The sequence below is a fragment of the Kitasatospora purpeofusca genome (assembly GCF_036010405.1).
In the GTDB taxonomy this organism is placed as follows: Bacteria; Actinomycetota; Actinomycetes; order Streptomycetales; family Streptomycetaceae; genus Kitasatospora; species Kitasatospora purpeofusca.
This window is the reverse complement of record NZ_CP108561.1, coordinates 220,238-245,582: the sequence shown is the minus strand read 5'-3', so window position 1 is coordinate 245,582 and position 25,345 is coordinate 220,238. Positions and strand designations below refer to the sequence as shown.

Genomic DNA, 25,345 nt, shown 5'->3' with positions numbered 1-25,345 from the left:
GCCAGCGGGACCCGGGAGTTCAGGACGGCCAGTGCTTCGACCAGGTCCCGGCTTTGATCGGGCAGTTGGGCCAGGGTGTGTCCGACCGTGCCGGCGAGGGTGTCCGGAACGGGAAGGGGGTGGCTGGTGTCGGCCAGTTCCTGGGGGGCTAGGTGTACTGACCCGTGAGGTTGGGAACGCGGCTGGCGGGTGGCTTGCCTGCGAGTGCGGTGTGTCCGCGGTGGTGATTGTAGGTGTGCAGCCAGGCGGGGTAGGCGTCGCGGCGCTCCTGCTCGCTGCGGTAGGGCTGGGCGTAGGCCCATTCGTCGAGCAGGGTGCGGTTGAAGCGTTCGACCTTGCCGTTGGTCTGTGGCCGGTAGGGGCGGGTGCGTTTGTGCGCGATGCCCTCGGCGGCGAGGGCATCGCGCCAGGCGTGTGACTTGTAGCAGGAGCCGTTGTCGGTCAGCACGCGCTGGACGGTGATTCCGGCCCGGGCGAAGAAGGCGTTCGCCCGGGCCCAGAACGCCGTGGCGGTGTCCTTGCGCTCGTCGGGCAGGATCTCGCTGTAGGCCAGGCGGGAGTGGTCGTCGACGGCGTTGTGGAGGTAGCTGTAGCCGGCTCCGGAGCGGTTCTTGCGGCCTGCCTGGCGTCCGAGGGCCTGGTGGCCTCCGCCGTCGGGGATGTTGCCGAGCTTCTTGATGTCGACGTGGACCAACTCGCCTGGTGCGCAGTGCTCGTAGCGTCGGATGACGCGGCCGGTGGTGCGGTCGAGGTGGGCCAGGCGGGCGAGGCGGTAGCGGGTCAGGACGCGGTGCACGGTGGCCGGGTTGAGCCGCAGCAGGTAGGCGATGCGGGCGGGTCCCCAGCGCCGGAGGACGCGGACCTTGATGATCCGCCGCTCGGTGCGGGTCGGGGTCTGCCAGGGGCTGCGGTGCGGGCGCGAGGACCGGTCCGCCATGCCGGCCTCGCCGAGAGCGCGGTAGCGGTCGGCCCAGCGCTTGGCCGTGGTGGGCGAGACCTGGAAGCGCTCGGCGGCCCGCCGCAGCGGCCAGCCGTCCTCGACCACGCAGCGGGCAAGGCGCAGGCGTCCGGTCTCGGTCAGCGGTGCGTTACGGTGTGGCATGAGGGCCTTTCTGGCGCTGGGGTAGATGTCGCAATCCACACCTGGCCAGAAGGCCCTCACTCATTTCAAGATCACCGCACCGTGAACCCCGTCACCAACCTCCGTGGTCAGTACAGCTAGGTCGGCCAGCAGCGCCAGAAGGTACAGGGGGTGGCCCCCGGTGTGTTCCAGCAGGCGCTGCCGAGCGAGCGGTTCGAGTGCCTCCCCGCCCGTGGCGGCCACCAGGTCCGCGAGTGCCTGGTCGTCCAGTCCGCGCAGTGCGATGTTCTTGATGCGGCCGGCCCCCCGGTAGAGCCGTTCACCCGGGCGTTGACCCTGGACGGCCTCCTGCCCGGGGCGGGTCCGGGCGCAGACCAGCACCAGTACCCGTGCCGACCACAGCCTGCGCAGGACGAAGGCCAGGGCGGTGCGCGACTCCTCGTCGGCCCACTGGACGTCGTCCACGACCACGGCCACCGGGGTCAGGGCCTGCCGCCCGTCGAGCAGACCCAGCAGTTCGGAGCCGACGGCCAGTGCTGAAGCGTCGGGCTTGGAGCGGGAGGCCAGCATGGGGGACGCCGCTGTCGCCTCCGGCGGGAGCCGGGAGAGCAACTGCGTGACCATGCCGAACCCGAAGTCGCGTTCGGCCTCGTCGCAGGAAGCCCACCAGATCTCGAAGTCGGGCAGCCGGGCCAGGGCCCGGCGTACGAGCGAGGTCTTGCCGACACCGGCCTCGCCCTCCACGGCGACCACCCAGACCTCTCCCTCGCGGACTGCGTCCGCGCAGGTCTCGATGGCCGCGAGTTCCTTGTCACGACCCACGAAGACGCCCGGTCCACCCATGGTCGTATTCAAACCACCATTGCGGGCCGGGCGCCATTCGGCACCGCGCGGTGCCGAGTCCCCGGAACTCACACCGCGGTGGCCAGCGCGTAGGACACCGAGGCCAGGGCGTCGGACGGGGCGAGGCAGGGCAGCGGCTCCCCGGCCAGCCGGGAGAGCCAGGCGTGCCGCAGGGCGTCCGTGGAGGGCGAGAGGTACTGGAACTCCAGGACCTGCGATGCCGTCCACCGGGGTCCGGACCAGGGGCGGACCGGATGTTCGGGACGAGGTGGACGCCCGGTCTGCGCATGGTCTGTCGCGAAGGCGTGGAAGGCGTCGAACATCACCTCGAAGACATCGAACATCCGGTTGGTCAGTTCGGCCGCCCGGCGCCGCTCGTCCGGGCCCAGCACCAGGCCGTCGAAGGCGTTCTCCGTCTCCACGTGCCCGCTCTCGCGTTCCAGGTGGTAGGGGCCCAGGTAGCGGTACTCGGAACCGGTGGCGAGGGAGAGCCGGGCGGCGACGGGGGCGGTGTGCCGGAAGAACACGTTTCCGGTGCTCTCGATGACCTCCGCCTGGCAGAAACGCAGCACCGGGTCCCCGCCGTCGCAGCAGGCGATCCGGGCGAAGGCGGGCAGCACCCCGCGCACCGCCGCGGTCTGCGGAGCGGCGGTCGTCCACCACAGGGCCTCGGCGGGAGACCAGTCGAGCCACTCGTCCATCCTCAGTGCCCGCCAGTCCTCCAGGTACAGCCAGGCGTGAGTCTCGTCCTCCCTGGTGTGCGCGTTGATCGCCTCCTCGAACGCGCTGGCCGGGTGCGGATAGCGCAGAACCCACCGGTTCAGGTCGCGAAATGCCAGGACGAACGGCGCCAGCGCGGGCAGGACGGCAAGGCGGTCGCGTTCGGCGATCGACTCGTCGGCCAGCCAGTCGCACAGCGGGTGGTCGGCCAGCTTGAGGGTGCGTTCTTCCTTCAGTTCCATGATCGTGCGCATGGTCCGGACTCCAGTCAGGCAGGGGGGAACGGGACGGGGTCGGCGCCCGGGTCGCCGGTCGGCCGCTGCGGGCGCAGCGCCCGGGCGAAGCCGGCGGCGAGGGCCTCGGCCGCCCGTATTCCGCCGGGGCCGGGGTCGGCCTGCGTCAGGCGCAGGAACGCCGATCCCACGACCACGCAGTCGACGGTTCGTGCCAGAGCGACCGCTTGCTGTGGGCAGGTGATGCCGATGCCGGCGGCGACGGGGAGGCCGCAGGCCTGGCGCAGCCTCCGCACGGCCTCACCGATGGGGACGTCGAGTCCGCCCCGGTGCCCGGAGACGGCGCGGGCTGCCGGGAGGTAGAGGAAGCCGTCGGCGGCCGCGGCGACAAGGGCGAGCCGTCGGGGGGAGCAGTCGGGGGAGACGAGGAAGGAGGTGCGAATGCCGTACTGGTGGGCTGCGTCCAGCCACGGCTCGGCCTCCTCGACCGGCAGGTCGGGGAGGAGGACGGCCGAACCGCCCGCCTCGGCGAGCCGCCTGGCGAAGTCCGGTGGGCCGAAGGCCCGCACCGGGTTCCAGTAGGACATCACGGTGATGGCTGCCGGAGTGCGGACCCGCAGCATCTCGACCAGGGGAAACAGGTCGGCGGTGCGGAATCCGGCCCGAAGGGCCTCGGCTCCGGCCTCGGCCACCACTGGGCCGTCCAGCCAGGGGTCCGAGTACGGTAGCCCCACCTCCAGTACCCCGGCGTGTCGGCCAAGGGCTTCCAGCAGGGTCCGGACCTCCCGCTGGTCGGGTGCGCCCGCCATGGCGAAGGCCGCCAGGGTGGCCTGGCCGGGCGGCTGCCCGGCCGGCAGTCGCCGATCGAGCCGGTCGCCCGTCCGGAGCGTGGAAAGTGTCGGTGGCATCGATCTGCCTCCTGTTGGTCGGTGTCCGATCCTGAAGGCGAACAGGTCCGGGCGGTCGTAGCGGGACAGGAAGCCGGCCGAGCCGCGAACCCGGTCCCGGCCACCACCGTCGTTCACCGGCTCCGACCGGGGACACGGGGAAACCCCCTAGTGACCGCCGCGCCCACCCCCCGGGGCCGGTTCTCGCGTGCCAGGGGGGCACCGCGGGAACAGGGCCGAACGGCCCTTGTCCGCACGCGTCCGGCGCGGACACGATGGAGCAGACGGTGTGTCAGCCGTCGCGGGACCGGTCACGTCGACAACCCCGGTCCGCCCTCGGGCAGGGACGAGGGTGTTTCCCCGGTCCCAGCGGGAGCGCTCCTTGCTGCACTGGAGTGGTCGGCCCTCAGTCGAAGGGCCCCAACCGGATCCGGGGACGTGACCGTCATGAACACCGTGACCGCTGAAGCTCCCGCAGCCTCCGCCCGCCGTTCCTGCGCCTGGGACCTCCCGCACGACCCGCGGTCGGTCGCCCTCGCCCGCCACGCCCTGCGCAGCGAGCTCGGCGGCTGGGGATTCAGCCCCGACCACATCGACCAGGCCGAACTGGTGCTCGACGAACTGCTCACCAACGCCGTCGAACATGCCAGGCCACCGCTGTGCGTACGCCTCCATTGCCCGCTGACCCGCCCGGTCGTGCGCATAGAGGTCGCCGACGGCGGCCCCAGCGCGCACGACGGGCCATGGACCACGAGCTGCGCACCGGACGAGCACGGACGCGGCTGCCTCATCGTCGCGGCGCTCTCCTGCGCCCACGGCGAGGGCCCCCACGGCGAGGGCGGCGCCGTCCACTGGGCGGACCTGCTCCTCGAAGACCCCGCCGCCCCGCCCGCGCCGCGCCGGCACGGCTGATCCCGCCCGACGAAGGGAGCCGACCATGCCCCACACCGTCCTTCGGCCGGTGGCTGCGACCCCCGCAGCCACCGTGACCGACCTGACCGCCCGCGCGACCCCGCGACTTCCCGCGCACGGCACCGTCCGCCTGACCGGCGCCCAGATCGTTCTCCACGTCCTGCGCGAAGCCGGGATCGACACCGTCTTCGGCATCCCCGGCGGCGCCGTCCTCCCGCTCTACCAGAGACTGGGTGACACTGCCGGGCTGCGGCACATCCTCGTGCGGCACGAACAGGGCGCCGGGCACGCCGCCAGCGGCTACGCCCAGGCGACCGGTCGCATCGGGGTGTGCCTCGCCACCTCCGGCCCGGGCGCCACCAACCTGGTCACGCCCCTCATGGACGCCGGCATGGACTCCGTCCCGGTCCTGGCCATCACCGGACAGGTGCCCAGCACCCTGCTGGGCACCAGTGCCTTCCAGGAGACCGACATCTGCGCGATCACCCGGCCGGTCACCAAGTCCTCGGTCCAGGTCACCCGTACCGCGGACCTGCCCTCCGTGCTGCGTACCGCCGTGCGTACCGCGTGCTCGGGCCGGCCCGGGCCGGTCCTCGTGGACATCACCAAGGACGCCCTTCTGGGCACCGCCGAGGTGGCTCTGCCCATGACCCGCCCACAGCCCCCCGCCGCCGGGCCCGTCCCCGCGGCCGGACAGGTCGACGCGGCCGCGCGGACCCTGCTCGACGCGGCCAGGCCCGTCCTCTACGTGGGCGGCGGCGTCGTCAAGGCCGAGGCCTGCCTACTGCTGCGTCGGCTGGCCAGGATGACTGGAGCGCCCGTGGTCACCACGCTCATGGCCCGCGGCGCGTTCCCGGACACCGACCCGCTGCACCTGGGCATGCCCGGTATGCACGGCACCGTCACGGCCGTGACGGCCCTGCAACGTGCCGATCTCGTCATGGCGCTCGGAGCTCGCTTCGACGACCGCGTCACGGGCCGTCTGGACACCTTCGCCCCCCACGCGCGCGTCGTTCACATCGACATCGACCGCGCCGAACTCTCCCGCAAACGGCAGGCCGACATCGCGCTGCACGGCGACTGCCGCGCCATTCTCACCCGCCTGTGCCGGGCGGTGGGAGCGCGTCTGGACGCGGGCCACCGGCCCGACTACCGGGTCTGGTGGGAGAACCTGTCCGACTGGCGCGCACGCTACCCCGTCGCCTGCCCCGGCGCAGCAGGCGAACTGACCCCCAGTACGCGATACAGCGGCTGGGTCGACTCACCGCGGGCCCCGACACCCTGTACACCACCGGGGTCGGCCAGCACCAGATGTGGGCCTCGCAACTGCTCACCCACACCCGCCCGCGGGCCTTCATCACCTCGGGCGGTGCCGGGACCATGGGCTACGCGATCCCCGCCGCCATGGGAGCCCTCGCCGCCCGGCCGCGGTCCACCGTGTGGGCGATCGACGGCGACGGCTCCTTCCAGATGACCAACCAGGAACTGGCGACCTGCGTCCACCACCAGCTGCCGGTCAAGGTCGCCGTCGTGAACAACGGAACGCTCGGCATGGTCCGCCAGTGGCAGAGCCTGTTCCACGACCGTGTCCACAGCCAGACCGACCTCACCACCCGTGCCACCCGGCCGAGCCCGGACATCACCGCGCTCGCCTCCGCCTACGGATGCCTGGCGCTGCGCTGCGACCGGCCGCAGGATGTCGACGACGTGGTGCGGGCGGCCGCGGCCGAGCGCCACCGCCCGGCGGTGATCGAGTTCGTCGTGTCCGACGAGGCGATGGTGTGGCCGATGGTTCCGGCCGGCGTCGCGAACGACGACATTCTCGTCGCCGCCGGCCAACGCCCGGACTTCGGCGACGACCAGTGACCGGCCTGCCGGGACGCTCAGCAGAACGCCGTCCGAAGGTCCTCGAACGCCATCCCCGCGTCGGTGTCCGCGTTGCGCACCGCGGGGATCGGCGCCGACAGCCCCAGCAGCGCGTGCACCGCGACCATCGCACTGCGCACCGAGTACTCCAGGCTCGCCCCGGCCTCGTCCGCAAGTTCCACGTACTGGCCGATGAGCGCGAAGTTCACAGCCCCGTCCGGGACGACCGGCGGCCTGTCGCCCACCGAACGTCGCGCCAGCGGACTGGTGATGTAGGGCAGCAGCGTCGTGGTGACGCTTGTCGCGCCGACGGCCTGACGCGCCGACGACCCCAGCCCGAACTGCCCGAGAACCTCGGCCAGCACCTCGGACCCGGTCGCGCCGCCCAATGTGGCGCCGGTGTGCTCGCCGGGCGAGTCCATCCGCAGTCCGTAGCCCCAGAGCGTCACCGGGCCGGACGGAGCGCCGGAGGGCGGCGGAGCAGGCTGCATCACGACGGTCACCAGCCAGGGCGAGTCGCGGAAGGTCGTGATGACGCCACCGTCGAGGGAACCCCCGGCGAGTGCCTCGATCCGCTTGGCGACCACCGATCCCTCCATGGTGAGCAGGAAGGACTTCCACGCGGTCTCGGCGGGCCGCTGGTCGAACGGGTCGGGGCGGCCGAAGCCCGGACCCTTGGCGGCGAGGGCCTCCCACAACTGCCATCCGCCGTCGTGCCGGCCGCAGGAAGGTGACGGGGCGGTGTCCTCGTCGCCCGACCGGGCGTCGGCGGTCGTCGACCCCAAGGTGATGAACGCGAGGTCGTCGCCGGAGAGCTCGACCTCGCCCGGCGCCCCGCCGGGCGAGGCGACGTGCAGCCGCACTGCCCGGCGGATGCCGCCGCTCTCCGCGAAGTCGACACCTCGCACCGTCGTACCCCATTCGAACCGCACACCCAGGGATGTCAACCAGGCGATCATCGGCTCCACGATCGCGCGGCGTCGGTCGAGGCGGCTGCGGCGGACCCCGCTCAGCTGTTCCAGCCGCGGCAGGTCCGCGGCGAACCGCAGCAGATGGCGCTTCATCTCCGCCGCGCTGTGCCACTCCTGGAAGCCGAAGGTCGTGCGCCACAGCGCCCACAGGCTGCCCCGCAGAAAGTTCGGGGAGAGGAATTCGTCGATCCTGTGCGCACCGATGTCCGCCTCCGGCAGGGACAGCAACCGGGCCAGCCCGACGCGGTCGGCCCGCGCCACAGCCAGCGACGAGGTGTTCACGACCTGCTGGCGGCCGTCCACGAGCCGTGCCCGCACCTGGACGGGCGCGGCCCGATGGAACTCCTCGATCTCGTCGCGCACCGTTGTACGTCGGCCGGGCCCGGCGGGCACACTGCCCAACACGTCCCACAGGCAGGCGGACGCCTCGTCGCTGACGACCCCGCCGCCTACCGCCGAACAGCTGTAGCGCGTGGCGTCCCAGCGGGCTCCGCCACGCCCGGGCCACTCGTGCTGTTCCAGCACGTGCACGTTCTCGGGCCGCAGGGCGCCGTCGCGTACCAGCAGGACGGCTGTTGCCAGACCGGCGATTCCCGAGCCGACCACCCATGCATGTCGTTCCCGTTGGGCATTGACTGTCGTGCTCATGACTGGCTCCCGCCGTCCGCTTCGTCACCACCAGTCTCCGCCTGGTCCGTGCGGGGCCGCAGGGCCGGTCGGGCACCGGCCAGGACCTTTGGTCCCGGGGGCCGCGGTGCCGACGCGTCGGCGGAGGTGCCCGGTCACCGGTCGCGAGACGAACGCGTACAGTCCCACCCTGACCGCCACACCCGGTACCACGGCCTTCGGATTCTGCTCCGAACCCCGGCCCCGAGGTCCGGCCGACCGGGCGGGACGCCGCCGAGGCCGATCCCCGGCGGCGTCCCGGGCGGGAACCGTCGAACAGGCTCACCACCTGCGGGCCGCGCCGCCCGAGGGGTGCCGGTGCGGTGCGGCGCCGCTCGGCCGTGGGGCACCAGCCGCAGGGTCTGCGGCAATGGAGAGCGGTGTGCGGGCCGTGGGCAGGAAGTGCACCAGGAGCAGCACCAGCGGGTCGGTCCCGAGGTTCCGTCCGCGATGGACGACGTCCACGTGCTCGGTGAACGTGCTTCCGGCAGGGTAGACCTCCTGCCGCCCGTCGGCGTCGGTGTACGTGAGCGTGCCGGCCGAGACCACGACGAGCATCGGGTACTGGTGGTAGTGCCAGTCGGTGGCTCCGCCGGGGGCCAGGGTGAGCTTGCGCACGACGATCCGCTGGGCCTGCGGACCCATGCAGGGGAGCGCCCGCCGGGGTGAGCCGCTGGCGAGGACGGTGGGTGCGACCGGTGGTGCGGGCATCGCAGCGCGGATGTCGGGGAACGCGGGCGTGGGTGCGGTCATGATTGTTTCCTTCCCATGCAGGTGGACGGGATCAGCACCGGAAGGCCGCGACCTTCAGCGCGCCACTCGCCCGCGCCTGGGAGAAGACGTCGTACGCGGCGGGGAGTTCGTCCAGGGCGAACCGGTGGGTGATGAGGCCACCGGGCTGCAGACGGCGGTCGGCGAGCAGGTCGAGCAGCGTTGGCACGGTGCGACCGTCGACCAGCCGAGTGGTGATCGTGAGGTTGTTGCTCCACAGCCGTTCGAGGTGGAGCAGGGCGGGGGCGCCATGGACCCCGGCGTTGGCGATCCGGCCGCCGGAGCGGACGACCCGGGTGCACCGTTCGAACGCCTCAGGAGTGCCGACGGCCTCGACCACCACGTCGTAGCCGGTCCCGTCCCGCCCGGCCGCCCTGATGGTGTCATCGTCGGTGTCCCCGGCCTCGAAGGTCGCATCGGCTCCGCATCGCTTCGCGGCCTCCAGACGTTCGGCACCGCGGCCGACGACCACGATGCGGCGTGGGCTGAAGAGCCGGGCCAGCATGACCGTGCCCAGTCCGACGGGTCCGGCTCCGATGACGGCGACGCTGTCCTCGGGACCTATGCCGCTTGCCTGGACAGCAACCTCGAAGGCTGTGGGAAGGACGTCGGCGACCAGCAGGGCGTTCTCGTCCGTGACGCCGTCGGGGATCCGGTGCAGGGAGCTGTCGGCGAACGGGACCCGGACGTATTCGGCCTGCGTGCCGTCGGCGGTGTGCCCCAGCACCCAGCCGCCGCCCCCGCTGCACTGACCGTACACGGCCCTGCGGCAGGACAGACACCGGCCGCAGGGGCTGATGCTCGGGACCACCACCCGCTCGCCCGGGGCGATCGTCCGCACGCCGGGGCCCGTAGCGTGCACGGTCCCGACGGCCTCGTGCCCCAGGACGCGGCCGGAGGCCACCCCGGGCACATCCCCCTTGAGGATGTGCAGGTCGGTCCCGCAGATCGTGAGCGCGTCGATCCGCACCACGGCGTCCTCGGGGTCGTGGACGACCGGGTCGGGAACCTCGCCCCAGGTACGGCGGCCGGGGCCCTGGTACGTCAGTGCTCTCATGGTCGTGGCTCCGATCGGAAAGTTCCTGCCCTTCTGTTCTACGAGCCGCTCGCGGGCGCGGCCCCAGGTGTTTCCCCTGGCCTCGCCCCTGGCCCCGGCACTCGCCGCCGCCTCCACTTCCCGTCCCTCCCGGGTGTGCGCACACCCGGGACCGCGCTAGGGAATCCCCCCGGGGCCGGACGGCCGTCTCAGCCCGCATCGTCGAAGAACGGACGCCGACGGACCGGTCCGCAGGCCGCCCCGGACCGGAAGGCCGTCCGCCCGTCGCCGACCAGTGAGACAGCAGGCAAGGAGGGACCATGAATCCGGACCGGTGGATCGAACGGATCCTCGCCCGACACCGTGACTGGCAGAACGGCCACGGAGACTCTCCGCACCACCCGTCCCTCGGCGTCGACGAGAACGTTCTGGCCCGTGCCCTGGACGAGTTGGCCGACCGCCTCGCCGGAAGCCACCCCTTCTTCCATCCGCGTTACGCAGGTCAGATGATCAAGCCTCCGCATCCCGTCGCGGTGCTGGGCTACCTGGCGGGCATGCTGGTCAACTCCAACAACCACGCCCTGGACGGCGGCCCGGCCACCTCCCGGCTCGAGGTCGAAGCAGTCGCCGCACTCGCGGCGATGCTCGGCTTCGGAACCCACCTCGGCCATCTGACCGGCGGCGGCACCGTCGCGAACCTGGAAGCCCTCTTCGTCGCCCGGGAGACCCATCCGGACCGGGGCATCGCCTTCAGCACCGAAGCCCACTACACCCATGCCCGTATGTGCCACCTCCTCGGTGTGCCGGCCCATCCCGTTCCGGTGGACCGGAACGGCCGGATGGACCTGGACGCCCTGCGATCGTTGCTCGCCACGGGAACGGTGGGCACCGTCGTGGCTACGGCCGGCACCCCGGCCCTCGGCGCCGTGGACCCGGTCCACGACATCCTGCCGCTGGCGCGCGCACATGGGTCCCGGGTCCACGTGGACGCCGCATACGGGGGATTCTTCGCACTGCTGGCCCGCGGTGACACACCACCCCTGGTCGACCCCGCCCCCTGGCGGGCCGTCGCCTCCTGCGACTCGGTCGTGATCGACCCCCACAAGCACGGTCTCCAACCCTACGGATGCGGCGCGGTGCTCTTCGCCGACCCTTCCGTCGCGCGTTTCTACGACCACGACTCTCCCTACACCTACTTCACCTCGAACCTCCCCCACCTGGGCGAGACCAGCCTGGAATGCTCCCGTCCAGGCGCCGCCGCGGCCGCACTGTGGCTCACCCTCAAGGTCCTGCCGCTCACCAGGGACGGCCTCGGAGAGGTACTCGCCGCAGGCCGTCGCGCCGCGCTGCGCTGGAGCACACTCCTGCGCGACTCCGCCGACCTATGCCTCTTCCAGCAGCCGGAACTCGACATCGTCACCTACTACCCCCGGTGCGATCCGCCGACCCTCTCGCAGATCGACCGGGCGAGCGCGAGCCTGCTCGACGAGGGCATGAGGGACCAGCGGGATCCGGTCTATCTGAGCACCAGCCACATTCCGGCGGACGCCTTCATCGCACGGCAACTGTCCGTCGTCACCGACCGGCCACGGGCCCGGATCCTGCGCAGCGTCCTGATGAAACCCGAATCCGAGACCTACCTCGGCCATCTGCATCGCCGGGTGGAGGCACTCGCACGTGCTCCGCGGCCGGCCCCGGCAGCAGCCGACCCGCACAGCGCCCTCGACCCATCTCGAAGCCCGGCGCCGCCCGGGCGAAACCTCACCGTCCCACCCGGGAAGGAGGCCGGGTGAACGCCGCGTCCACCACCGGCTGCCCACGAGCCGTCACGCTTCCAGGCCGGCCCCGTGCCGGCGAACACACCACCGAGTACGACCGCTACCTCGGCATCCTCCGCTCGCACGGCGGACGCCCACCCCTCGCCGAGGAGGTCCTCGCAGTCCAGAATGCCGTCCTGGCCGACCTGGACGACGCCGCTCTCGCGGCTGGGGACAAGGCCGCGCTCCTGGTCGGCATCGCACTGGCCAACCGGGAACTCCTCCCCGCCGGTAGCGGTGTCGGACAGCCGCCCGCACGGGCAGTTCCCGCAGGGTCGACGCGCGGCACCCGGAGGGTGCTCCTGCGTTGGAGACTCGGCCACCAGCTCTTCCACCTGTGCCTGCACACCATGAACCTCACGCTCGATCGGGCACTGTGCGCAGTGCCGGCGCAACGGTGGGCGCGGCTGGAAACGACACTGGAGGAACTCCGCCTCCTGTACGACGCCGCTGCCGCCGCCATGGCCTACAGCGCGTCCTACCCGCCGGGCGGATACCAGGAACGGATACGACCGACGACGCAACCGCCCTGTCTCAGCGCGGCATTCTCGGGAACCTTCGACCAGGACCACCGCCTCATGGTGGAACTCATGCACCGCCTCAGGACCGAATTGCGAACCGCGCCGACGCGGTGTCCCGTACCGGAGCGCGTGACGGTCGCCGCCCAACGCCTCTACGACGCCGAGCGGCGCAACTGCGCCAGGCACCTCCGGATCTGCCGGCGCTTCGTCCCAGCAGGGGCCTCCCTTCTCTGGCAGTGCCTCGCCTCTCCGCACGAGCCCGCCTCCCCGGACCGCGTCGATCCGGCAGTTGAAGAACCCAGCGTGACCACAGCCGACACCCCGGCCGCCGCCGGAGCCGCAGAGGCGGGCTGTATGCGAAGCAGGCGGCCGGGGAGATCTCCGGCCTGACCGGCGTCGACGACCCGTACGAGGCCCCGGAGAACCCGGAGCTGCGGCTGCAGACGCAGGGACGCGAGGTGGCCGACTCCGCCGTCGAGCCGCACGTCTTCCTGACCGCCTGCACACCCGCTGGGACAGCCGCGACGGCATCTACGAAGCGTTTCTCGAACTCGTCTGCTGCCTGCTCACCTACGGACGTGTCCAAGCTTTGTGTCAGCTCTTCCTGGACATTGAAGCCGAAAGCCGGGCCCGCACGATCCGCACGGGCCCGACCCGGCCGGGCACCAGGAGGTTCCTCAGGGGTTCCCCCCGGGCCCCGGTGGAGCAACGCGACCGCATCGCAACGGAGCGTCCCTTCCGGACAACCGGATGCGAGAAGGGGGTGCGATGGGCAGTCACCAGCAGCTCCGCCGGAGCAGGTCCAGGACACTGCCCGGGGAGCTCTGCCCGCAGGAGTCGGCTGATCGTCCTCGCAACGGGGGGCTGCCGCGCCTCTCTCCCCGTCTCAGGAGGTGAAGGTCCAGGTGGCGGTACCGGTCGTCTGGGTCAGACCGGGGGCCGCCGTGCAGGCGGCGACGTTGGTGTTGGGCTCGACGTCTGTGTTGTTGAGGTTCGTTCCGGCGTAGGCACCACTCGTGATGGGGCCGTTGTAGGTGCCGACGAGCTGGCCGGCCGAGTTGGTGGCGACGCTGGAGGACCATTGCCAGGTGGACGTCGAGCCGTCGTTCCAGGTCAGTGTCTCGGTGCCGCTGCCGGACTGGATCGGGGAGAGGCAGGAAGCGGTGTACTGGCCGGTGAACGAGGCGCTGAAGGAGGTCAGTCCCGAGATCCGCCCGAGACCGGTGCACCCGTGGCCCTCGTCGGTGCCGTAGGTACTCACGGTCTGCGAGGTGGTTCGCAGCCCCGGACTGTAGTTTGTCGTGTCGCTTCCGGTGCACACCACACTCACCAGGGAGTCCGGCGCGGCAGAGGCGGTCTGGGTGCTCGTGATCGCCGGAACAGCGAGGGCGATGGCAGTGGCGGAGACGGCGGCGGTCAGTGACTTGCGCATGATGGTCCTGCTTTCTGTCGGCGGCCGACACGGCGCTGGGGGGCAACCGGTCGTGCGATCCTCGGCGAAGGCGCGAGGGAGGCCGGAGCCCAGGTGAGGGTGATGCACGGGGAAGTGTCCGATTACCGGGGCCCGTGCGGTCATTCTTACGGGCGTGGCCGCAGGAGCGCCCCGGGGAAAGTCCCTGGTGTGTCCCCGAGGGCCGTCGCGGCCGCCGGGAGCCGGCCTGCGCCCGTACGAGTACGGACGCTCTGGTGAACCCGCGACGGCTCCCGGCGCCGGGCGGCCCGGCCGGTCAGGACGCCCCTCCACGGACGTCCGCGGGGCCGGGCCAGGGGAAACACCCGGGGCGCGGCGGCGTCCGGCTGTGAAGTGTGGAAGCACACCGCTCAGCCGAAGCCGTAACAGTTCCCGGGTCGGGCATTTCGAGACACCCGATGCTCGGGGCCTCGAAGGAGGACGGACGGCAGGGGTTGGCACCGACCGCTACTCCGAGGAGTTTCCATGGTCACCTCCCTGGCAGGACAAGTTGCCGTCGTCACCGGTGCGAGCCGAGGCATAGGAGCCCACCTCAGTCTCAGGCTGGCCGAGGAGGGGGCGAAACTGGTGCTCGTCGCCCGGAGCGCGCGATCGTGCGCCACGACCGCCGCTGCCTGCCGGGGCCACGGCGCGGAGACGCGGGTGCACCCCATGGACATCGCCGACGAGGTCGCCGTGCGGTGTGCTGTGGCCGATGTGGTGTCGGAGTTCGGCCAGATCGACCTCTTGGTGAACAACGCCGGGATCATCGATCCGAGTGAGGTTCCGCTCTGGGAGACCGATCCCGCCGCCTGGCTCCGGGTGCTGCAGACCAACCTGTACGGGCCCTACCTGCTCGACCGTTACGTCGTCCCCCACATGATCAGTCGGAGGTGCGGCCGCGTGATTCATCTGAACAGCAACGCCGCCGTCGTCGGACGCCCGGCGTACTCCGCGTACTGCGCCGCCAAGACCGCCCTGCTGAAGATGTCGGAGTGCCTCGACGCCTACGCCTCGGACCACGGCGTGCACTCTTTCGACGTCAGTCCGGGGGTGGTGCGCACCGACATGACCGCGAGCATGCCCATGCACGGGGACCGCGAGCGGTGGACCTCGCCGGAGAAGGTGGGTGACATGGTCCTCAAGATCGCGCGGGGTGAACTGGACGCACTGTCCGCGCGGTTCCTGCGCGCCGAGGACGACACCGAGCGCTCCCTGGGGCAGGTCATGGGCGGCGGGGACCGTCGGCTCCGGGTGATGCCGTACGGCCCCGCCGACGCCCTGGCCAGGGAGCCCGACCCGGGCACCCGGTCCCGGTGACTACAGGGACCGGTACCGGACGAGCGCGTCCAGGAAAGCGGTGGGCTCGACCCGGACCCCGTTGCCGTAGGGCATGTTGAGTTGCAGGACCATCCACACGCCGAAGCCCATGGCCGCGGCGAGGAGACCGAGACCTGCCACGTAGCGCCACCCGGGCGGCCAGCCCATCAGGACCGGGAACAGCAGCGCCAGTACTGCCGTTCCGATCAGGCCCCTGATGAGGACCGTCGGGATTCCCTTCGTGGTGTCCGCGATCCGGACCCGGCGCTGCTGGTACACCTGCCCCAGGGCGGTGTGCAGGTCGTTGTCGGCCTGCGTGACGGCGGGGCCGGCGTCGGCGTTCTTCGACGGGAGCTCGGCCACGATTGCCTGCAACCTGTCCAGGGTGGGCCCGACCCGAGTGCTCATTTCTGGATGCGCGACCTGTGCTCCGGTCCGGAAGAGGTGTCACTCGCCGTCAGCTCGGGGCCCGCTGGGGCTCTGCCGCCGGCTTGCCCCCGGCGCCCGGCGGCGCGCCGCCGCGTGAGCGTATCCGGTCGGGTCGTGCCGGGGATCAGAGCTCGGCGGTGAGCGGAGCGCGAGCCGTGGCTGACACAAGGGGGAACAGCCTGGTGCCGCTGCCGGGGATCGTGAGGGGTGTGCCGTTGTCGGTGAACCCGTGGCGCAGGTAGAAGCGGTGGGCAGCCTGGGTGGGCGCCTCCAGGTGGATCGGCCGGGCGTGCGCGGTGGCCAGGCGGCGTGCCATCAGCATCCGGCCGAGTCCTTGGCCCTGCCGCGCCGGGCGAACCGCGAGCAGCTCCAGACGGGTGTGTTCGCCGGGCGGTGGCGAGAGCCGGTCCAGGCCCTGCTGGAACGCGCGGAACCGTTCCCACCAGGGCCCGCAGCACCATTCGAGCAGGGTGTCGGACAGGAGCAGAGGAGGAGCCTCGCCGGGCAGCCAGGCCGCGGCGGCCGAGAGGTCGTCCGTGACCTCGACGGACCCGTGTGCCAGAGCGTGGTCCAGGATCAGCCGGAACCAGCGGTGGAAGACGCTGGCGCGCCCGTCGGGATCGGGGACGAGCCAGTGGTGCAGAGGCAGATCGGCGAACGCTGCGGCGACGAGACCTGCGACAGCGTCGCCCTCCGAAGCCCGGGCCTCCCGGATCCGTACGGCCGTCCGGCGGTCGGGTTCGGTCATCCGCGTCAGCCCTCCCTGCCGGGGCAGCCGTCACGACGTGCCTCCAGGTGCCGGCGCAGCAGGGAGGCACCCTCCGGTACGAAGCGGTGACAGATCTGGACGTGGTTCGCGTGGTTGCGGGCTTGCGCTGCGGCGAGTTCCCCGATCAGCGACCGGACGTGGTCGGGCAGGCCGCAGTCGGCATCGTCGAGCCGGTCCTCCAGCGTAGTCCGCAGGCGTCGCAGCAGCCGGACCGTCTGCCTGTGTTCCTGGTTGAACAGACCGGAGAAGCCCGGGCTGAGGAACGGAGGCTCCATCGTCGGGCGGACCTCGCCCTGATAGGCGTCGGGGTGCAGGGCCGCGCTGTAGCTCATGGCCGCAGTCGCCGCGTCGTAGAGGACGCGAAGTTCCTGGAGCAGGCCGGACAGCTGGGGCCAGCGACTTTCCCGGGCTGCGTCGGTCGCCTGGATCAGGGTGTCGTTCATCGCGCGCAGGTGCAGGTGGAAGAGTTGGTGCCCCAGTTTCCAGCGGTACAGGGCCGTGGTGCTGTCTGCCGGAGCGGGCTGGGCCGGTTGCGACGCGGGAGGTCGGTTCCCGGCGAGGCCCGGTGCCCGGGTGAGCCACTCCCGGAGCAGCCGGCGGTTGAGCAGCGCGAGCCCGGCCAACAGGTCTGCCCGCTCGCGACCGTCGAGGTCGCTGGCGGGGAGGTCGGACAGGACGGCGTCCTGGACGGACAGACAGTCGCCGGTGTCGCGGGACAGCTCCTGTTCCGCGCGGCACAGACGGAAGTACTGGTCGTACTCGGCGCTCCGCCGGTTCGGCCGTCCGTCGGAGGGCAGGGTGATGACCGGGGGTTGAGGTGTTTCCGACTGGGCGCTGGGCACGTGCCGCGAGGGGCGCCCCTCACCGGAGTGGCGGAACAGGTCCCCGGAAGCGCCTTCCGCCTCGGGGGTGTCCACTGCGGTCGGCGGACAGGGCCGGCACCTGGTGCCCCGTACGTTCTCGTCGATTGCGTGGCCCGGCGACAGCTCACGTTCCATGGAAGGGATTCCCCTCAAGGCGTTCGGTTCCTGTGCCTCCGACAGTGCCCGTTGCGGTCCCGACCGGGACCAGGGGTTGTCCCCGGTCGATCCCCTGGCCGGTTCCCCGTGGCCTGCGGTTGTGCGGCTCGGAAGCGTCGGCTTCGGCGACCGTCCTCCGGATCTCAGCCGTACAGGTCGCTGTCGTGGCCCTCGGCCGCCGTCCGGCGTAGACACCGTGTGTCGTCCGGGCCGGTACCTGTGCCTGGGGCTCGGCGGGAATTCGCCGGGGGCCGCCCGGGCTGCGCCGTCCTGGGTTGCGACTTCGGCACCCACAGGTCCTACCTCTGGCCTCTGGGAGAATTCGAAACCGGTCGCCGTCCGGCGGTACCGCGGAAGGGCCAGTGGCGCCGACCGGAGTCAGGATGTGGTGCGGCGCAGGCCGGGCACAGCGGTGCCGTCGACGGGAAAGGGTGTGGCGAACGCCGGCGACACCGGCCGGTGCGGTCAGTCCGGGGACGGGCCGGCGGGGGCGAAGGCGAGGGCGGTGTTGTGGCCGCCGAATCCGGCCGAGGTGCTCAGCGCGAGCCGGAGGCGTTGGCGGCGGGGGCCGTCGAGGACCAGGTCGATCCCGCCGGTGTCCCGGTCGGGGAGGGCGAACCCCGCTGTTCCGGGCACGAGCCGGTGTTGCACGGAGAGAACCGTCAGGGCTGCCTCGATGGCGCCGGCCGCGCCCATCGTATGGCCGAGCACGCCCTTGGCGGAGGTGACCGACGGGGGGCGCCGGGCGAAGAGCCGGTGGATCAGGCGGGCCTCCGCGGAGTCGTTGAGCGGGGTGCTGGTGCCGTGGGCGTTGATGTGGTCGACGTCGCCGAGGCCGGCCCCGGCCTCGGCGAGGGCCAGTCGGGTGGCCTGTTCGAGACCGCGGGCGTCCGGGTGCGGTGCGACCGGGTGGAAGGCGTCGGCGGCCGTCCCGGCGCCGACCAGCAGAGCCCTGGGGGCGGCCCGACGCGAGGCCGCGTCCGTCAGGCGTTCCAGGACGAGGAAGCCCGCCCCCTCGCCGATGACGAAGCCGTCGCGGTCCGCGTCGAACGGACGGGAGGCCCGGGTGGGATCGGTGTTGCGGGAAAGGGCCTTCATCCTGGCGAACCCGGAGACGCAGACCGGAGTGATCATGGCGTCGGTGCCGCCGGCCAGGGCGATGTCGCAGGCTCCGGTGCGGAGCAGCAGGGCCGCGGTGTGGATGGCGGTGGCCCCGGAGGCGCAGGCGGTGGCGGTGTGCATCACCGGGCCCGTCGTGCCGAATTCGATGGCGAGCCGGCCCGCGGCCATGTTCGGCAGGAAGGCTGGAAGCGCTGTGGGGGACACGGCTGCGGGGCCCAGGGTGAGCAGGCGCTCCGCCGCGTGCTCGTAACTGCCCACGCCTCCGGCCGCGGAGCCGAGGACCACCGCGACCCGTGCGCCGTCCCAGCGTGCGGGATCGAGGCCCGCGTCCGCGACGGCTTCCCGGGCTGCGGCGAGGGCGAAGCGGGTGGCGCGGTCCAACTGCCAGGAGCGGCGTTCTCCGGCCTGCGTCGCGGAGTTCTCGGGGACCCGGCAGGACAGTACGACGGGCAGGCCGGTGAGCGCCGGGTCGGGGGCGGCTGTGCCGACGGCTCCCAGGACACCGTGCCAGGTCGGCCCGGCTCCGTGGCCGGCCGGGGTGACCAGGCCGATCCCGGTGACGGCGAGCGGTGGGTGGTCCGTGCTCATTCGGATCGGTCGGGCTCTTGGGCGGACCGCGCGAGCAGGGTCTCGATGCGGTCGACGAGTCGGCCCACCGTCACCTCGGCGGTGGAGTCGCGGTCGTCGTCCAGGGGCACACCCCAGTGGTCCTGGAGGCTGAAGACCAGTTCGACCCGGGCGAGGGAGTCGAGGTCGAGGTCCCCGAGGGCGGCATCGTCGTGGATCGAGCCGGGCGGTGCCTCGAACTTCTCGGTGAGCAGGGTGACCAGGTGTTCGCGGACGGGGTTCACGGTGGGCTGACCTCCTGATGGTCGTGGAGCGGCGGGCGGGGTTCGGGGGCGGCCGTCCGCACGGGTGCGTCCGGCCACAGCAGGGTCGCGGACGCCCAGGTGAGGCCGCCGCCGAAGGCGGTGAGCAGGGTGCGGGCGCCCGGGGCGCAGGCGTGCCGGGCGGCGGCGTCCGCGAGGGCGAGCGGTACGGAGGCGCCCGCGGTGTTGCCGACGTCGCGGATGTTGCCCAGGCGGTGCCGCGGCGGGACGCCGAGGCGGTCGGCGACGGCGTCCAGGATCCGCTGATTGGCCTGGTGACCGATGAAGGCCCGGAGCTCCTCGGGCCGCCAGCCGGTGGTGGCGAGCACGGCCTCGGAGGAGGAGGTCATGCGGCGTACGGCGTGGGCGTAGACCTGGCGTCCGCGCATCCGGAAGCAGCGGTCGCCGTGCCCGGGGGTGCCGGTGTCGATGCCGGTGTCGATGCCGGTGGTGGGCAGCCGCGAGCCGCCCGCGGCGACGGTGATCAGGTCGCTTCCACCGCCGTCGCTTCCCCAGTCGGTCTCCAGCACGGCCCCGGGCTCGTCGGCGTCCCCGAGACGGAGCGCCACCGCGGCGGCGGCGTCGCCGAACAGCGGCGCGGTGTCGCGGTCGAAGGGGTCGACGATCGTCGAGTACTTCTCGGCGGCGACCACCAGGGGTGCCCGGCAGGTCCCGCTGCGGAGCAGGGCGGAGGCCGTGACCAGGCCGTAGAGGAAGCCCGAGCAGACGGCCGCGAGGTCGAACGCGGGGACCGTTCCGAGACCGAGCCGGTGGGCGACCTCCGGTGCGGTGGCGGGGCAGGGCCGGTCCGGCGTGGTGGTGGCCAGCAGCAGCAGGTCCGGTCGTGGGACGGCGGAGCCGGCGGAGTCGATCGCCGCGCGGGCGGCGGCCGTGGCCAGGTCTCCGGTACTGATGGCGGGCCCGGCCAGCCGCCGGCGGTGGATGCCGGTGCGGCCGGTGATCCACGCATCGGTGGTGTCCAGGTTGCCGCGGGCGATGACCTGGGTGTTGGTCACCGCCAGGGGCGGGAGGCAGGAGCCGATGCCGGCGATCACCGCCCTGGCGCGGTCGCCGGGGGCGGAGGACGGGGAGGTCATGGCGCGGCGAACGGGGAGGGCGGCTTGGGGGTGCCCGCGAGTCCGCCGTCGGGGACCGAGAGGCCGCCGTCCAGGGCGATCGCCTGCCCGGTGAGGAAGGCGGACGCGGGCGAGGCCAGGAACAGCGCCGCTGCGGCGACCTCCTCCGGTTCGGCCCAGCGCCCCAGGGGAACGTGGGCCAGCAGCCAGTCGCTGAGCGCGGCGTCGCTGTGCACGGCGGCCGTCATGTCGGTGCGGACCCAGCCGGGACAGAGGGCGTTGACCCGGATGCCGCTGCGGGCCCAGCCGGCGGCGAGACTGCGGGCGAGGGAGACCTGGGCGGCCTTGGTCGCGGCGTACGCCTCCATCATGGGTGTGCCGACCAGACCTGCGACGGAGGACATCAGCACCAGGCTGGCGCCGTCGGACCGCTCCAGGTACGGGTGGGCGTGGCGGCAGATCGCCGCGGTGGCGTTGAGGTTGACCGAGACGACTTCGTCCCAGGCGGCCTGGGGGAGGTGCTGCAGCGGTGCGAGGAGCGTGCTTCCGTCGGGGTTGGTGGGCAGGACGCCGGCGTTGTGGACGACGATGTCGAGGCCGCCCAGGGCCTCGGCGGCGAGGTCGACGAGGACGGCCCGGCCGGTGTCGGAGAGATCGCCGGGCACCAGGACCGGGGACGCCCCGTACCGGAGCACCTGGTCGGTGGTGTGCTTCAGCGCGGGCGCGGTGCGGGCGGAGAGGGCCAGTCGGGCGCCGGCCTGGGCGAGTGCGACGGCCACGGCCCGGCCGATGCCGCGGGAGGCGCCGGTCACCAGCGCGCGGCGGCCGTCGAGGCGGAAGTGGTCGAGGACGGTCATGGGGGTTTCCTCCGGTTTCCGGCGGGGTGTCAGTCGGCGCTTCGGGCGGGGGCGCGCAGGGAGCGTGCCCCCGTCCAGGTGAGCAGGGTGCTGCCCCAGGTCAGGCCGGCGCCGAAGACGCAGACGAGCACGCGCGCCCGGTCGGCCAGCAGCCCCCGGGCGGCGGCGTCGGCGAGTGCGAACGGGGCGGAGGCCGCGCCGATGTTGCCCGTGAGGTCCCCGGTGATGTGCAGGCGTTCGGCCGGGATGCCGATCCGGTCCGCGACGGCGCGCAGGAGCACTGGATTGGGCTGGTGGGTGATGAAGGCGTCGACGTCGTCGAGGCCGAGGCCGTGGTGGGTGAGGGCATGCTCCACCAGGCGGGGGAAGATCTCGGTGATGAAGTCGCGTACGGCGCGGCCGTCCATGTGGATGTGGTGCAGCCCCGCGTCCAGGCTCGCCGTCCCGGCGGGTATCCGGCTGCCGCCGGCGGGGATGAGCACGTGGTGCGCGCCGCGGCCGTCCGAGCCGAGGTGGAAGTCGTGGAAGCCGCCGTCCCCTTCGACGGGGCCCAGGACCGCCGCGGCGGCGCCGTCGGCGAACAGGACGGCGGTGCCGCGGTGGGTGGGGTCGACGAACTTCGAGTAGGCCTCGACGCCGACGACCGCCGCGTGCCGGGCGCCGGGCGTCGTGGCCAGCCAGGCGTGCGCGACCTTGGCGGCGAACAGCCAGCCGGAGCAGGCCGCGCTGACGTCGAGGGCGACGGCGTTGGTGGCGCCGGTCAGGGCCTGGACGCGGCAGGCGGTGGCCGGTCCGAGCTCGTCCGGTGTGGAGGTGGCCGCGACGACGAGGTCGAGCCGGTCCGGCGCGACTCCGGCGGCTTCGCAGGCGGCCAGTACGGCGGCTGCCGCCAGGTCCGAGGCGGCCTCGTGGGGTGCGGCCCGGTGCCGTTCGGTCACGCCGGTGCGTTCGGTGATCCAGGTGGCCGAGACACCGGCGGGCGGGCCGACCTCGTGGTTGCCGCGCACCGTGGCGGGCAGGTGCGTGCCCATGCCGAGGACGCCGATGCCGGGGGATCCGCTCCGGTTCACGAGGTGCTCCAGGTGCGTTCGTCGGCGTCGGGGGCGTCGCCGTGGGCGGTGAGGAGTGCGGCCGTGCAGTCGGGCCCGTCCAAGGGGGTCCGGGCGACGGCGGCCCCGGGGTCGAGGGCGGCCACGATGTCCGGCAGGGCCTGGTGCAGCCGGTCGCACAGGGCGTCCATGGCCGCGGGCAGGCCGCGGACGGTGGAGGGTGTGAGCACGCCGGCGGCCAGCAGGGGGCCGGCCAGGCGTCGGGCCTGGCGGAGGCCGTCGAGCGCGGCGAGGTCGTCCGCCTGCGGAACCGGCCGGTCGCGCCCGTCCGTGTCCTTGCCTCCCGCCGCGGCCTCGGCCGCGAGCCGGCGGGCCTGGACGTCCCCCAGTTCCAGGGCATCCTCCAGCAGCGGGTTCCACAGCTCCAGGTCGCGGTGGCCCGCCCCGGCGCGGGAGGACCGTGCCGCGGCGAGGCCGGTGGCGAGGCGGTCCTGCAGGGCGGTGACGACCGCGGGCCACCATTCCGGGTCGGTCGGGTCGGTCGGGAGTGCGCCCGGGGCGGTCGGCGGCGGACCCGAGCGGGCCCGTTCCTCGGCTTCCTCGGCGAGGGCGCGGCCGGCGTCCAGGAGGATGAGGGTGTTGTCCCCGCCGGCGTTGTCGAAGGCTCGGGCGAACCCGAGGTAGCCCGGGAGCCGGTTGCGGTCGAAGTGGCCCGACACCCCGCAGCGGTGCTGCAGGGAGCCGATGACTTCGGCAGCGGTCCGGGTGCTGTGCGCTTTGTGGAGGGCGAGCGACCGGTCGACCGCGGCCCAGGGGGAGAAGGCCATCGCCGGGTCCGGCCCGGCGGCGGTCCCCGAGGCGCGCAGGTCCGCCCACGTGGAGAGGGCGGCCCGGGCGGTGCGGCGCAGCGAGTGGGCCGCTGCCAGTGCTCCGACGACGGCGTGCTGCTGGGTGCGGTACTCCAGGAGCGGCCTCCCGGGCGCCAGACGTCCGTTCGACCGGCGGCCCGTGTTGAACCGCCAGGCCATCGCCGCACTGCGGCCCGACAGGGCCGCCATCGCCGACGGCAGGGTGGCCCAGAGCCCCTGACCACAGCTCAGGGTTCGCCGGAGCCGGGCGTCGGGACTGCACAGGGGGTCGTGCAGTACGCCCGCGGGGTCGATCGCGGCGCCGTCCGCCAGCCACCGGCCGTACGGGACGCGGGCACCGTGGAAGCGGACGAGGCCGTAGGGCAGGGGGAGCGCGTCGACCGCTATCGGGTCGGAAACGGACACGCCCGGCACCGGGCGGCCGTCCGCTCCGGTGATGTCGACGAGGAAGGAGAACACGCCCCCGTCCTGGGAGCCGGCCAGCAACCGTGCGCAGACCACCGCCTGTTGCGGCAGGCCGAACGCCGCGACGGAGGAGAACTTCGCGGCCCGACGGTCCGGGGTGTGCAGCGTGAACTCGCGGTGGACCGGGTCGAACCGGGCCTCGGTGCGGATCTCCAGGTGGCTGCCGGCCTCGCCGATCTCGGTGACCATGAAGGAGCCCTTGGTGCGGGCGTGGGCGAGCGCGCCGCGCCCGTCCGCGGCTTCGTCGCCGAGGAGGACGAGCGAGCCGACACACAGGACGTAGTGGGACAGGAAGGTCTGGTAGAGCGAGGGGTCGGCCAGTGCCGTCGCCTCGCTGAGAGCGGCCAGAAGGGCCGGGTCGGCGACCACCTCGGCGGCAGGTGGCAGTGATGCCGCCAGGCGCGCCAGCCGCCGGTGCGCGCCGATGTCGGTGCGCAGGGCTTCGTGTCCTGCCCGGTGGTCCGCGAGGAGCTGCCCGAACTCCGTGGCCCGCCGGGGCGGGAGCAGTCCCGAGAGGCGCGTCAGGACGTCGATCGCCCGGGCCCGGTCGTCGGCCGATCGTCCGGCGCTCATGTGTGCCTCCGCACGGTCGTAGCGGTCGTCGCGGTCGGGCTGTGGTGCGACGCACCCGTGTCCGGTGCGGTGGGGGACGGGCCGGGACGGGGGGAGGGGAGCGGCGCCGGTGGGCCGGTCGGCCATCGGCCGTCGGCGATCGGGGCCAGCGCTTCCCGGTACGGATCGATCCGCCGCACGCTGTTCGTCAAGGTGCTGCCGGTGCCCGCCTCGACGATCAGCGAGGCGTCCGTCAGGCCTGCGCCGAGTACGGCGGGCAGGTCGAAGGGCCTGATCAGACAGGCGGACAGCGCTTCCGGCAGATCGGTGTCCGGGTGGTGGAACCGGCCGCTCACCACCGAGTAGACCGGTCGGCGCGGGGGAGTCAGGCGCAGCCGCCCGGCGAAGTCCGCGAACGCTCGGGCCTCGCGGGTGAGCGCCGGATGGTGGCTCATGAACGGCAGCCGCAGCCGTCGCGTCGGTATGCCGCGCGCCGTCGCCGAGTGTTCGAGGACGGAGAGCCCGTCCAGGGGGCCGGAGAGCACCGTCTCCCCGCTGTGGTTGACACAGGCCACCACCACGGCGCCGGCGCCCGGCCCTGCCGCGGCGATCAGTCGGGCGGCTGCGGCCGGCCCCGTGCCCAGCAGCGTCATGCCGCCGCCGCGGCCGGTGAGCACCTGGCCGAGCCGGCATGCCAGGCGGGCCCCGTCGGCGGTCGAGCAGCACCCGGCCGCGGTCAGCGCGGGGATCTCGCCGAAGCTGACCGCCAGCAGGCGCTGCGCCCGGCAGCCGTCGGCTTCGAGTGCCCGGTGCACCGCCAGCGACACACCGAACAGCGCGAGCTGTACGGTTCCGGGTGGGTCTGCGGCCAGTTCGCCGACGCTGAGCGGTGAGCTGCCGGCCAGGCGGGGGCCGATCGGCGGCACATCGAATTCGGGGGCTACGGCGTCGGCCTCCTCGAAGACTTCGTTGACCGCGGTCGCCAGCGACCGGGTGCGGGGGAGTGTACGAAGCAGTGCCGTCAGGCCGAAATCCCCCTGGCCCGGGAACATGTGTACGGCACTTCCGATGGTCGTGGGACTCTGTGGGCCGGACATCATGGATCCCGCCTCCGCCCTGAGCTGGGTTCGAAGAAACGTTCCGTCGTCCTTGATGGTCGAGTCTGCGACCGAACT

General features: G+C 72.8%; 23 protein-coding genes and 2 pseudogenes. 7 read left to right on the top strand and 18 right to left on the bottom strand.

What is annotated here, in order from left to right; genetic code table 11:
* Positions 1 to 148: 148 nt before the first annotated feature.
* From OG715_RS01150 to trpA, 4 genes are all read right to left on the bottom strand, one after another.
* The gene (locus OG715_RS01150) at positions 149 to 1,102 is read right to left on the bottom strand and encodes an IS481 family transposase (protein WP_266272374.1); all 954 of its coding nucleotides are present in this window, start codon (positions 1,100 to 1,102) and stop codon (positions 149 to 151) included.
* Positions 1,103 to 1,162: 60 nt separating this feature from the next.
* Entirely contained in the window at positions 1,163 to 1,924 is a 762-nt protein-coding gene (locus tag OG715_RS01145) for an AAA family ATPase (RefSeq protein ID WP_327063602.1), read from the bottom strand.
* A gap of 68 nt (positions 1,925 to 1,992) precedes the next feature.
* Positions 1,993 to 2,898 (bottom strand): hypothetical protein, encoded by a 906-nt coding sequence (locus OG715_RS01140; RefSeq protein WP_327063601.1) that lies wholly within the window; start codon positions 2,896 to 2,898, stop codon positions 1,993 to 1,995.
* A 14-nt stretch (positions 2,899 to 2,912) separates the two neighbouring features.
* Entirely contained in the window at positions 2,913 to 3,785 is an 873-nt protein-coding gene (gene trpA / locus OG715_RS01135) for a tryptophan synthase subunit alpha (RefSeq protein WP_327063600.1), read from the bottom strand.
* 435 nt (positions 3,786 to 4,220) lie between these two features.
* On the opposite strand from trpA, the gene OG715_RS01130 reads away from it, so the two are divergent.
* The 3 genes and pseudogenes from OG715_RS01130 (at position 4,221) to OG715_RS01120 (ending at position 6,542) form a co-directional block, all read left to right on the top strand.
* A complete protein-coding gene (locus tag OG715_RS01130; protein WP_327063599.1) occupies positions 4,221 to 4,676 on the top strand; it encodes an ATP-binding protein in 456 nt (151 codons plus the stop codon).
* Positions 4,677 to 4,701: 25 nt separating this feature from the next.
* Positions 4,702 to 5,721: pseudogene (locus OG715_RS01125) on the top strand (thiamine pyrophosphate-binding protein); the annotation flags it as partial.
* A gap of 266 nt (positions 5,722 to 5,987) precedes the next feature.
* Positions 5,988 to 6,542 (top strand): thiamine pyrophosphate-dependent enzyme, encoded by a 555-nt coding sequence (locus OG715_RS01120; RefSeq protein WP_327063598.1) that lies wholly within the window; start codon positions 5,988 to 5,990, stop codon positions 6,540 to 6,542.
* Between the two features lie 17 nt (positions 6,543 to 6,559).
* On the opposite strand, the gene OG715_RS01115 is transcribed toward OG715_RS01120, so the two are convergent.
* From OG715_RS01115 to OG715_RS01105, 3 genes are all read right to left on the bottom strand, one after another.
* On the bottom strand, positions 6,560 to 8,161 hold the full coding sequence (locus tag OG715_RS01115) for an oleate hydratase (protein ID WP_327063597.1): 1,602 nt from the start codon (positions 8,159 to 8,161) through the stop codon (positions 6,560 to 6,562).
* 300 nt (positions 8,162 to 8,461) lie between these two features.
* A complete protein-coding gene (locus OG715_RS01110; RefSeq protein ID WP_327063596.1) occupies positions 8,462 to 8,932 on the bottom strand; it encodes a cupin domain-containing protein in 471 nt (156 codons plus the stop codon).
* 31 nt (positions 8,933 to 8,963) lie between these two features.
* Positions 8,964 to 10,007 (bottom strand): alcohol dehydrogenase catalytic domain-containing protein, encoded by a 1,044-nt coding sequence (locus OG715_RS01105; protein WP_327063595.1) that lies wholly within the window; start codon positions 10,005 to 10,007, stop codon positions 8,964 to 8,966.
* Positions 10,008 to 10,306: 299 nt separating this feature from the next.
* Here OG715_RS01105 and OG715_RS01100 point away from each other — a divergent pair, with 299 nt between their 5' ends.
* The 3 genes and pseudogenes from OG715_RS01100 to OG715_RS01090 all read left to right on the top strand — a co-directional run.
* Positions 10,307 to 11,779: a pyridoxal phosphate-dependent decarboxylase family protein gene (locus OG715_RS01100; protein WP_327063594.1), complete on the top strand. Its 1,473-nt coding sequence runs from the start codon at positions 10,307 to 10,309 to the stop codon at positions 11,777 to 11,779.
* Positions 11,776 to 12,714 (top strand): hypothetical protein, encoded by a 939-nt coding sequence (locus OG715_RS01095; protein WP_327063593.1) that lies wholly within the window; start codon positions 11,776 to 11,778, stop codon positions 12,712 to 12,714. The genes OG715_RS01100 and OG715_RS01095 overlap by 4 nt, the downstream gene beginning before the upstream one ends.
* Positions 12,672 to 12,821, top strand: a pseudogene (locus OG715_RS01090) (adenylyl-sulfate kinase); the annotation flags it as partial. The gene OG715_RS01095 and the pseudogene OG715_RS01090, both read left to right, overlap by 43 nt.
* A 389-nt stretch (positions 12,822 to 13,210) precedes the next feature.
* Here OG715_RS01090 and OG715_RS01085 read toward each other — a convergent pair.
* Positions 13,211 to 13,756, bottom strand: coding sequence for a hypothetical protein (locus OG715_RS01085; protein ID WP_327063592.1), 546 nt, complete (start codon positions 13,754 to 13,756; stop codon positions 13,211 to 13,213).
* Between the two features lie 504 nt (positions 13,757 to 14,260).
* Here OG715_RS01085 and OG715_RS01080 point away from each other — a divergent pair.
* A complete protein-coding gene (locus tag OG715_RS01080) occupies positions 14,261 to 15,094 on the top strand; it encodes an SDR family NAD(P)-dependent oxidoreductase (protein ID WP_327063591.1) in 834 nt (277 codons plus the stop codon).
* Here the strand turns inward: OG715_RS01080 and OG715_RS01075 are convergent, their stop codons facing one another.
* From OG715_RS01075 to OG715_RS01030, 10 genes are all read right to left on the bottom strand, one after another.
* Positions 15,095 to 15,502 carry a bestrophin-like domain gene (locus OG715_RS01075; RefSeq protein WP_327063590.1) on the bottom strand — a complete coding sequence of 136 codons (408 nt, stop codon included), beginning with the start codon at positions 15,500 to 15,502 and terminating at the stop codon, positions 15,095 to 15,097.
* A 145-nt stretch (positions 15,503 to 15,647) separates the two neighbouring features.
* Complete coding sequence (locus OG715_RS01070; protein WP_327063589.1) at positions 15,648 to 16,271, bottom strand: GNAT family N-acetyltransferase; 624 nt, start codon at positions 16,269 to 16,271, stop codon at positions 15,648 to 15,650.
* Between the two features lie 5 nt (positions 16,272 to 16,276).
* Complete coding sequence (locus tag OG715_RS01065) at positions 16,277 to 17,134, bottom strand: hypothetical protein (protein ID WP_327063588.1); 858 nt, start codon at positions 17,132 to 17,134, stop codon at positions 16,277 to 16,279.
* 642 nt (positions 17,135 to 17,776) lie between these two features.
* Complete coding sequence (locus OG715_RS01060; RefSeq protein ID WP_327063587.1) at positions 17,777 to 19,021, bottom strand: beta-ketoacyl-[acyl-carrier-protein] synthase family protein; 1,245 nt, start codon at positions 19,019 to 19,021, stop codon at positions 17,777 to 17,779.
* Positions 19,018 to 19,284, bottom strand: coding sequence for an acyl carrier protein (locus OG715_RS01055; protein ID WP_327063586.1), 267 nt, complete (start codon positions 19,282 to 19,284; stop codon positions 19,018 to 19,020). Before OG715_RS01055 ends, OG715_RS01060 begins: the two co-directional genes overlap by 4 nt.
* Positions 19,281 to 20,399 (bottom strand): beta-ketoacyl-ACP synthase 3, encoded by a 1,119-nt coding sequence (locus OG715_RS01050; protein ID WP_327063585.1) that lies wholly within the window; start codon positions 20,397 to 20,399, stop codon positions 19,281 to 19,283. The genes OG715_RS01055 and OG715_RS01050 overlap by 4 nt, the downstream gene beginning before the upstream one ends.
* Positions 20,396 to 21,235: an SDR family NAD(P)-dependent oxidoreductase gene (locus OG715_RS01045; protein ID WP_327063584.1), complete on the bottom strand. Its 840-nt coding sequence runs from the start codon at positions 21,233 to 21,235 to the stop codon at positions 20,396 to 20,398. Before OG715_RS01045 ends, OG715_RS01050 begins: the two co-directional genes overlap by 4 nt.
* A gap of 29 nt (positions 21,236 to 21,264) precedes the next feature.
* Positions 21,265 to 22,266 carry a 3-oxoacyl-ACP synthase III family protein gene (locus tag OG715_RS01040; protein WP_327064198.1) on the bottom strand — a complete coding sequence of 334 codons (1,002 nt, stop codon included), beginning with the start codon at positions 22,264 to 22,266 and terminating at the stop codon, positions 21,265 to 21,267.
* A 35-nt stretch (positions 22,267 to 22,301) separates the two neighbouring features.
* Positions 22,302 to 24,191, bottom strand: a complete 1,890-nt coding sequence (locus tag OG715_RS01035) for an acyl-CoA dehydrogenase family protein (protein ID WP_327063583.1) — start codon at positions 24,189 to 24,191, stop codon at positions 22,302 to 22,304.
* Entirely contained in the window at positions 24,188 to 25,222 is a 1,035-nt protein-coding gene (locus OG715_RS01030; protein ID WP_327063582.1) for an acyltransferase domain-containing protein, read from the bottom strand. The genes OG715_RS01035 and OG715_RS01030 overlap by 4 nt, the downstream gene beginning before the upstream one ends.
* Positions 25,223 to 25,345: the final 123 nt, after the last annotated feature.

Bases quoted from the DNA above. Each gene is read 5' to 3' on its own strand.
- OG715_RS01150 (WP_266272374.1), bottom strand. From the start codon at position 1,102: ATGCCACACCGTAACGCACCGCTGACCGAGACCGGACGCCTGCGCCTT.
- OG715_RS01145 (WP_327063602.1), bottom strand. From the start codon at position 1,924: ATGGGTGGACCGGGCGTCTTCGTGGGTCGTGACAAGGAACTCGCGGCC.
- OG715_RS01140 (WP_327063601.1), bottom strand. From the start codon at position 2,898: ATGCGCACGATCATGGAACTGAAGGAAGAACGCACCCTCAAGCTGGCC.
- trpA (WP_327063600.1), bottom strand. From the start codon at position 3,785: ATGCCACCGACACTTTCCACGCTCCGGACGGGCGACCGGCTCGATCGG.
- OG715_RS01120 (WP_327063598.1), top strand. From the start codon at position 5,988: ATGTGGGCCTCGCAACTGCTCACCCACACCCGCCCGCGGGCCTTCATC.
- OG715_RS01115 (WP_327063597.1), bottom strand. From the start codon at position 8,161: ATGAGCACGACAGTCAATGCCCAACGGGAACGACATGCATGGGTGGTC.
- OG715_RS01110 (WP_327063596.1), bottom strand. From the start codon at position 8,932: ATGACCGCACCCACGCCCGCGTTCCCCGACATCCGCGCTGCGATGCCC.
- OG715_RS01105 (WP_327063595.1), bottom strand. From the start codon at position 10,007: ATGAGAGCACTGACGTACCAGGGCCCCGGCCGCCGTACCTGGGGCGAG.
- OG715_RS01100 (WP_327063594.1), top strand. From the start codon at position 10,307: ATGAATCCGGACCGGTGGATCGAACGGATCCTCGCCCGACACCGTGAC.
- OG715_RS01085 (WP_327063592.1), bottom strand. From the start codon at position 13,756: ATGCGCAAGTCACTGACCGCCGCCGTCTCCGCCACTGCCATCGCCCTC.
- OG715_RS01080 (WP_327063591.1), top strand. From the start codon at position 14,261: ATGGTCACCTCCCTGGCAGGACAAGTTGCCGTCGTCACCGGTGCGAGC.
- OG715_RS01075 (WP_327063590.1), bottom strand. From the start codon at position 15,502: ATGAGCACTCGGGTCGGGCCCACCCTGGACAGGTTGCAGGCAATCGTG.
- OG715_RS01070 (WP_327063589.1), bottom strand. From the start codon at position 16,271: ATGACCGAACCCGACCGCCGGACGGCCGTACGGATCCGGGAGGCCCGG.
- OG715_RS01060 (WP_327063587.1), bottom strand. From the start codon at position 19,021: ATGAGCACGGACCACCCACCGCTCGCCGTCACCGGGATCGGCCTGGTC.
- OG715_RS01050 (WP_327063585.1), bottom strand. From the start codon at position 20,399: ATGACCTCCCCGTCCTCCGCCCCCGGCGACCGCGCCAGGGCGGTGATC.
- OG715_RS01045 (WP_327063584.1), bottom strand. From the start codon at position 21,235: ATGACCGTCCTCGACCACTTCCGCCTCGACGGCCGCCGCGCGCTGGTG.
- OG715_RS01040 (WP_327064198.1), bottom strand. From the start codon at position 22,266: ATGGGCACGCACCTGCCCGCCACGGTGCGCGGCAACCACGAGGTCGGC.
- OG715_RS01035 (WP_327063583.1), bottom strand. From the start codon at position 24,191: ATGAGCGCCGGACGATCGGCCGACGACCGGGCCCGGGCGATCGACGTC.
- OG715_RS01030 (WP_327063582.1), bottom strand. From the start codon at position 25,222: ATGTTCCCGGGCCAGGGGGATTTCGGCCTGACGGCACTGCTTCGTACA.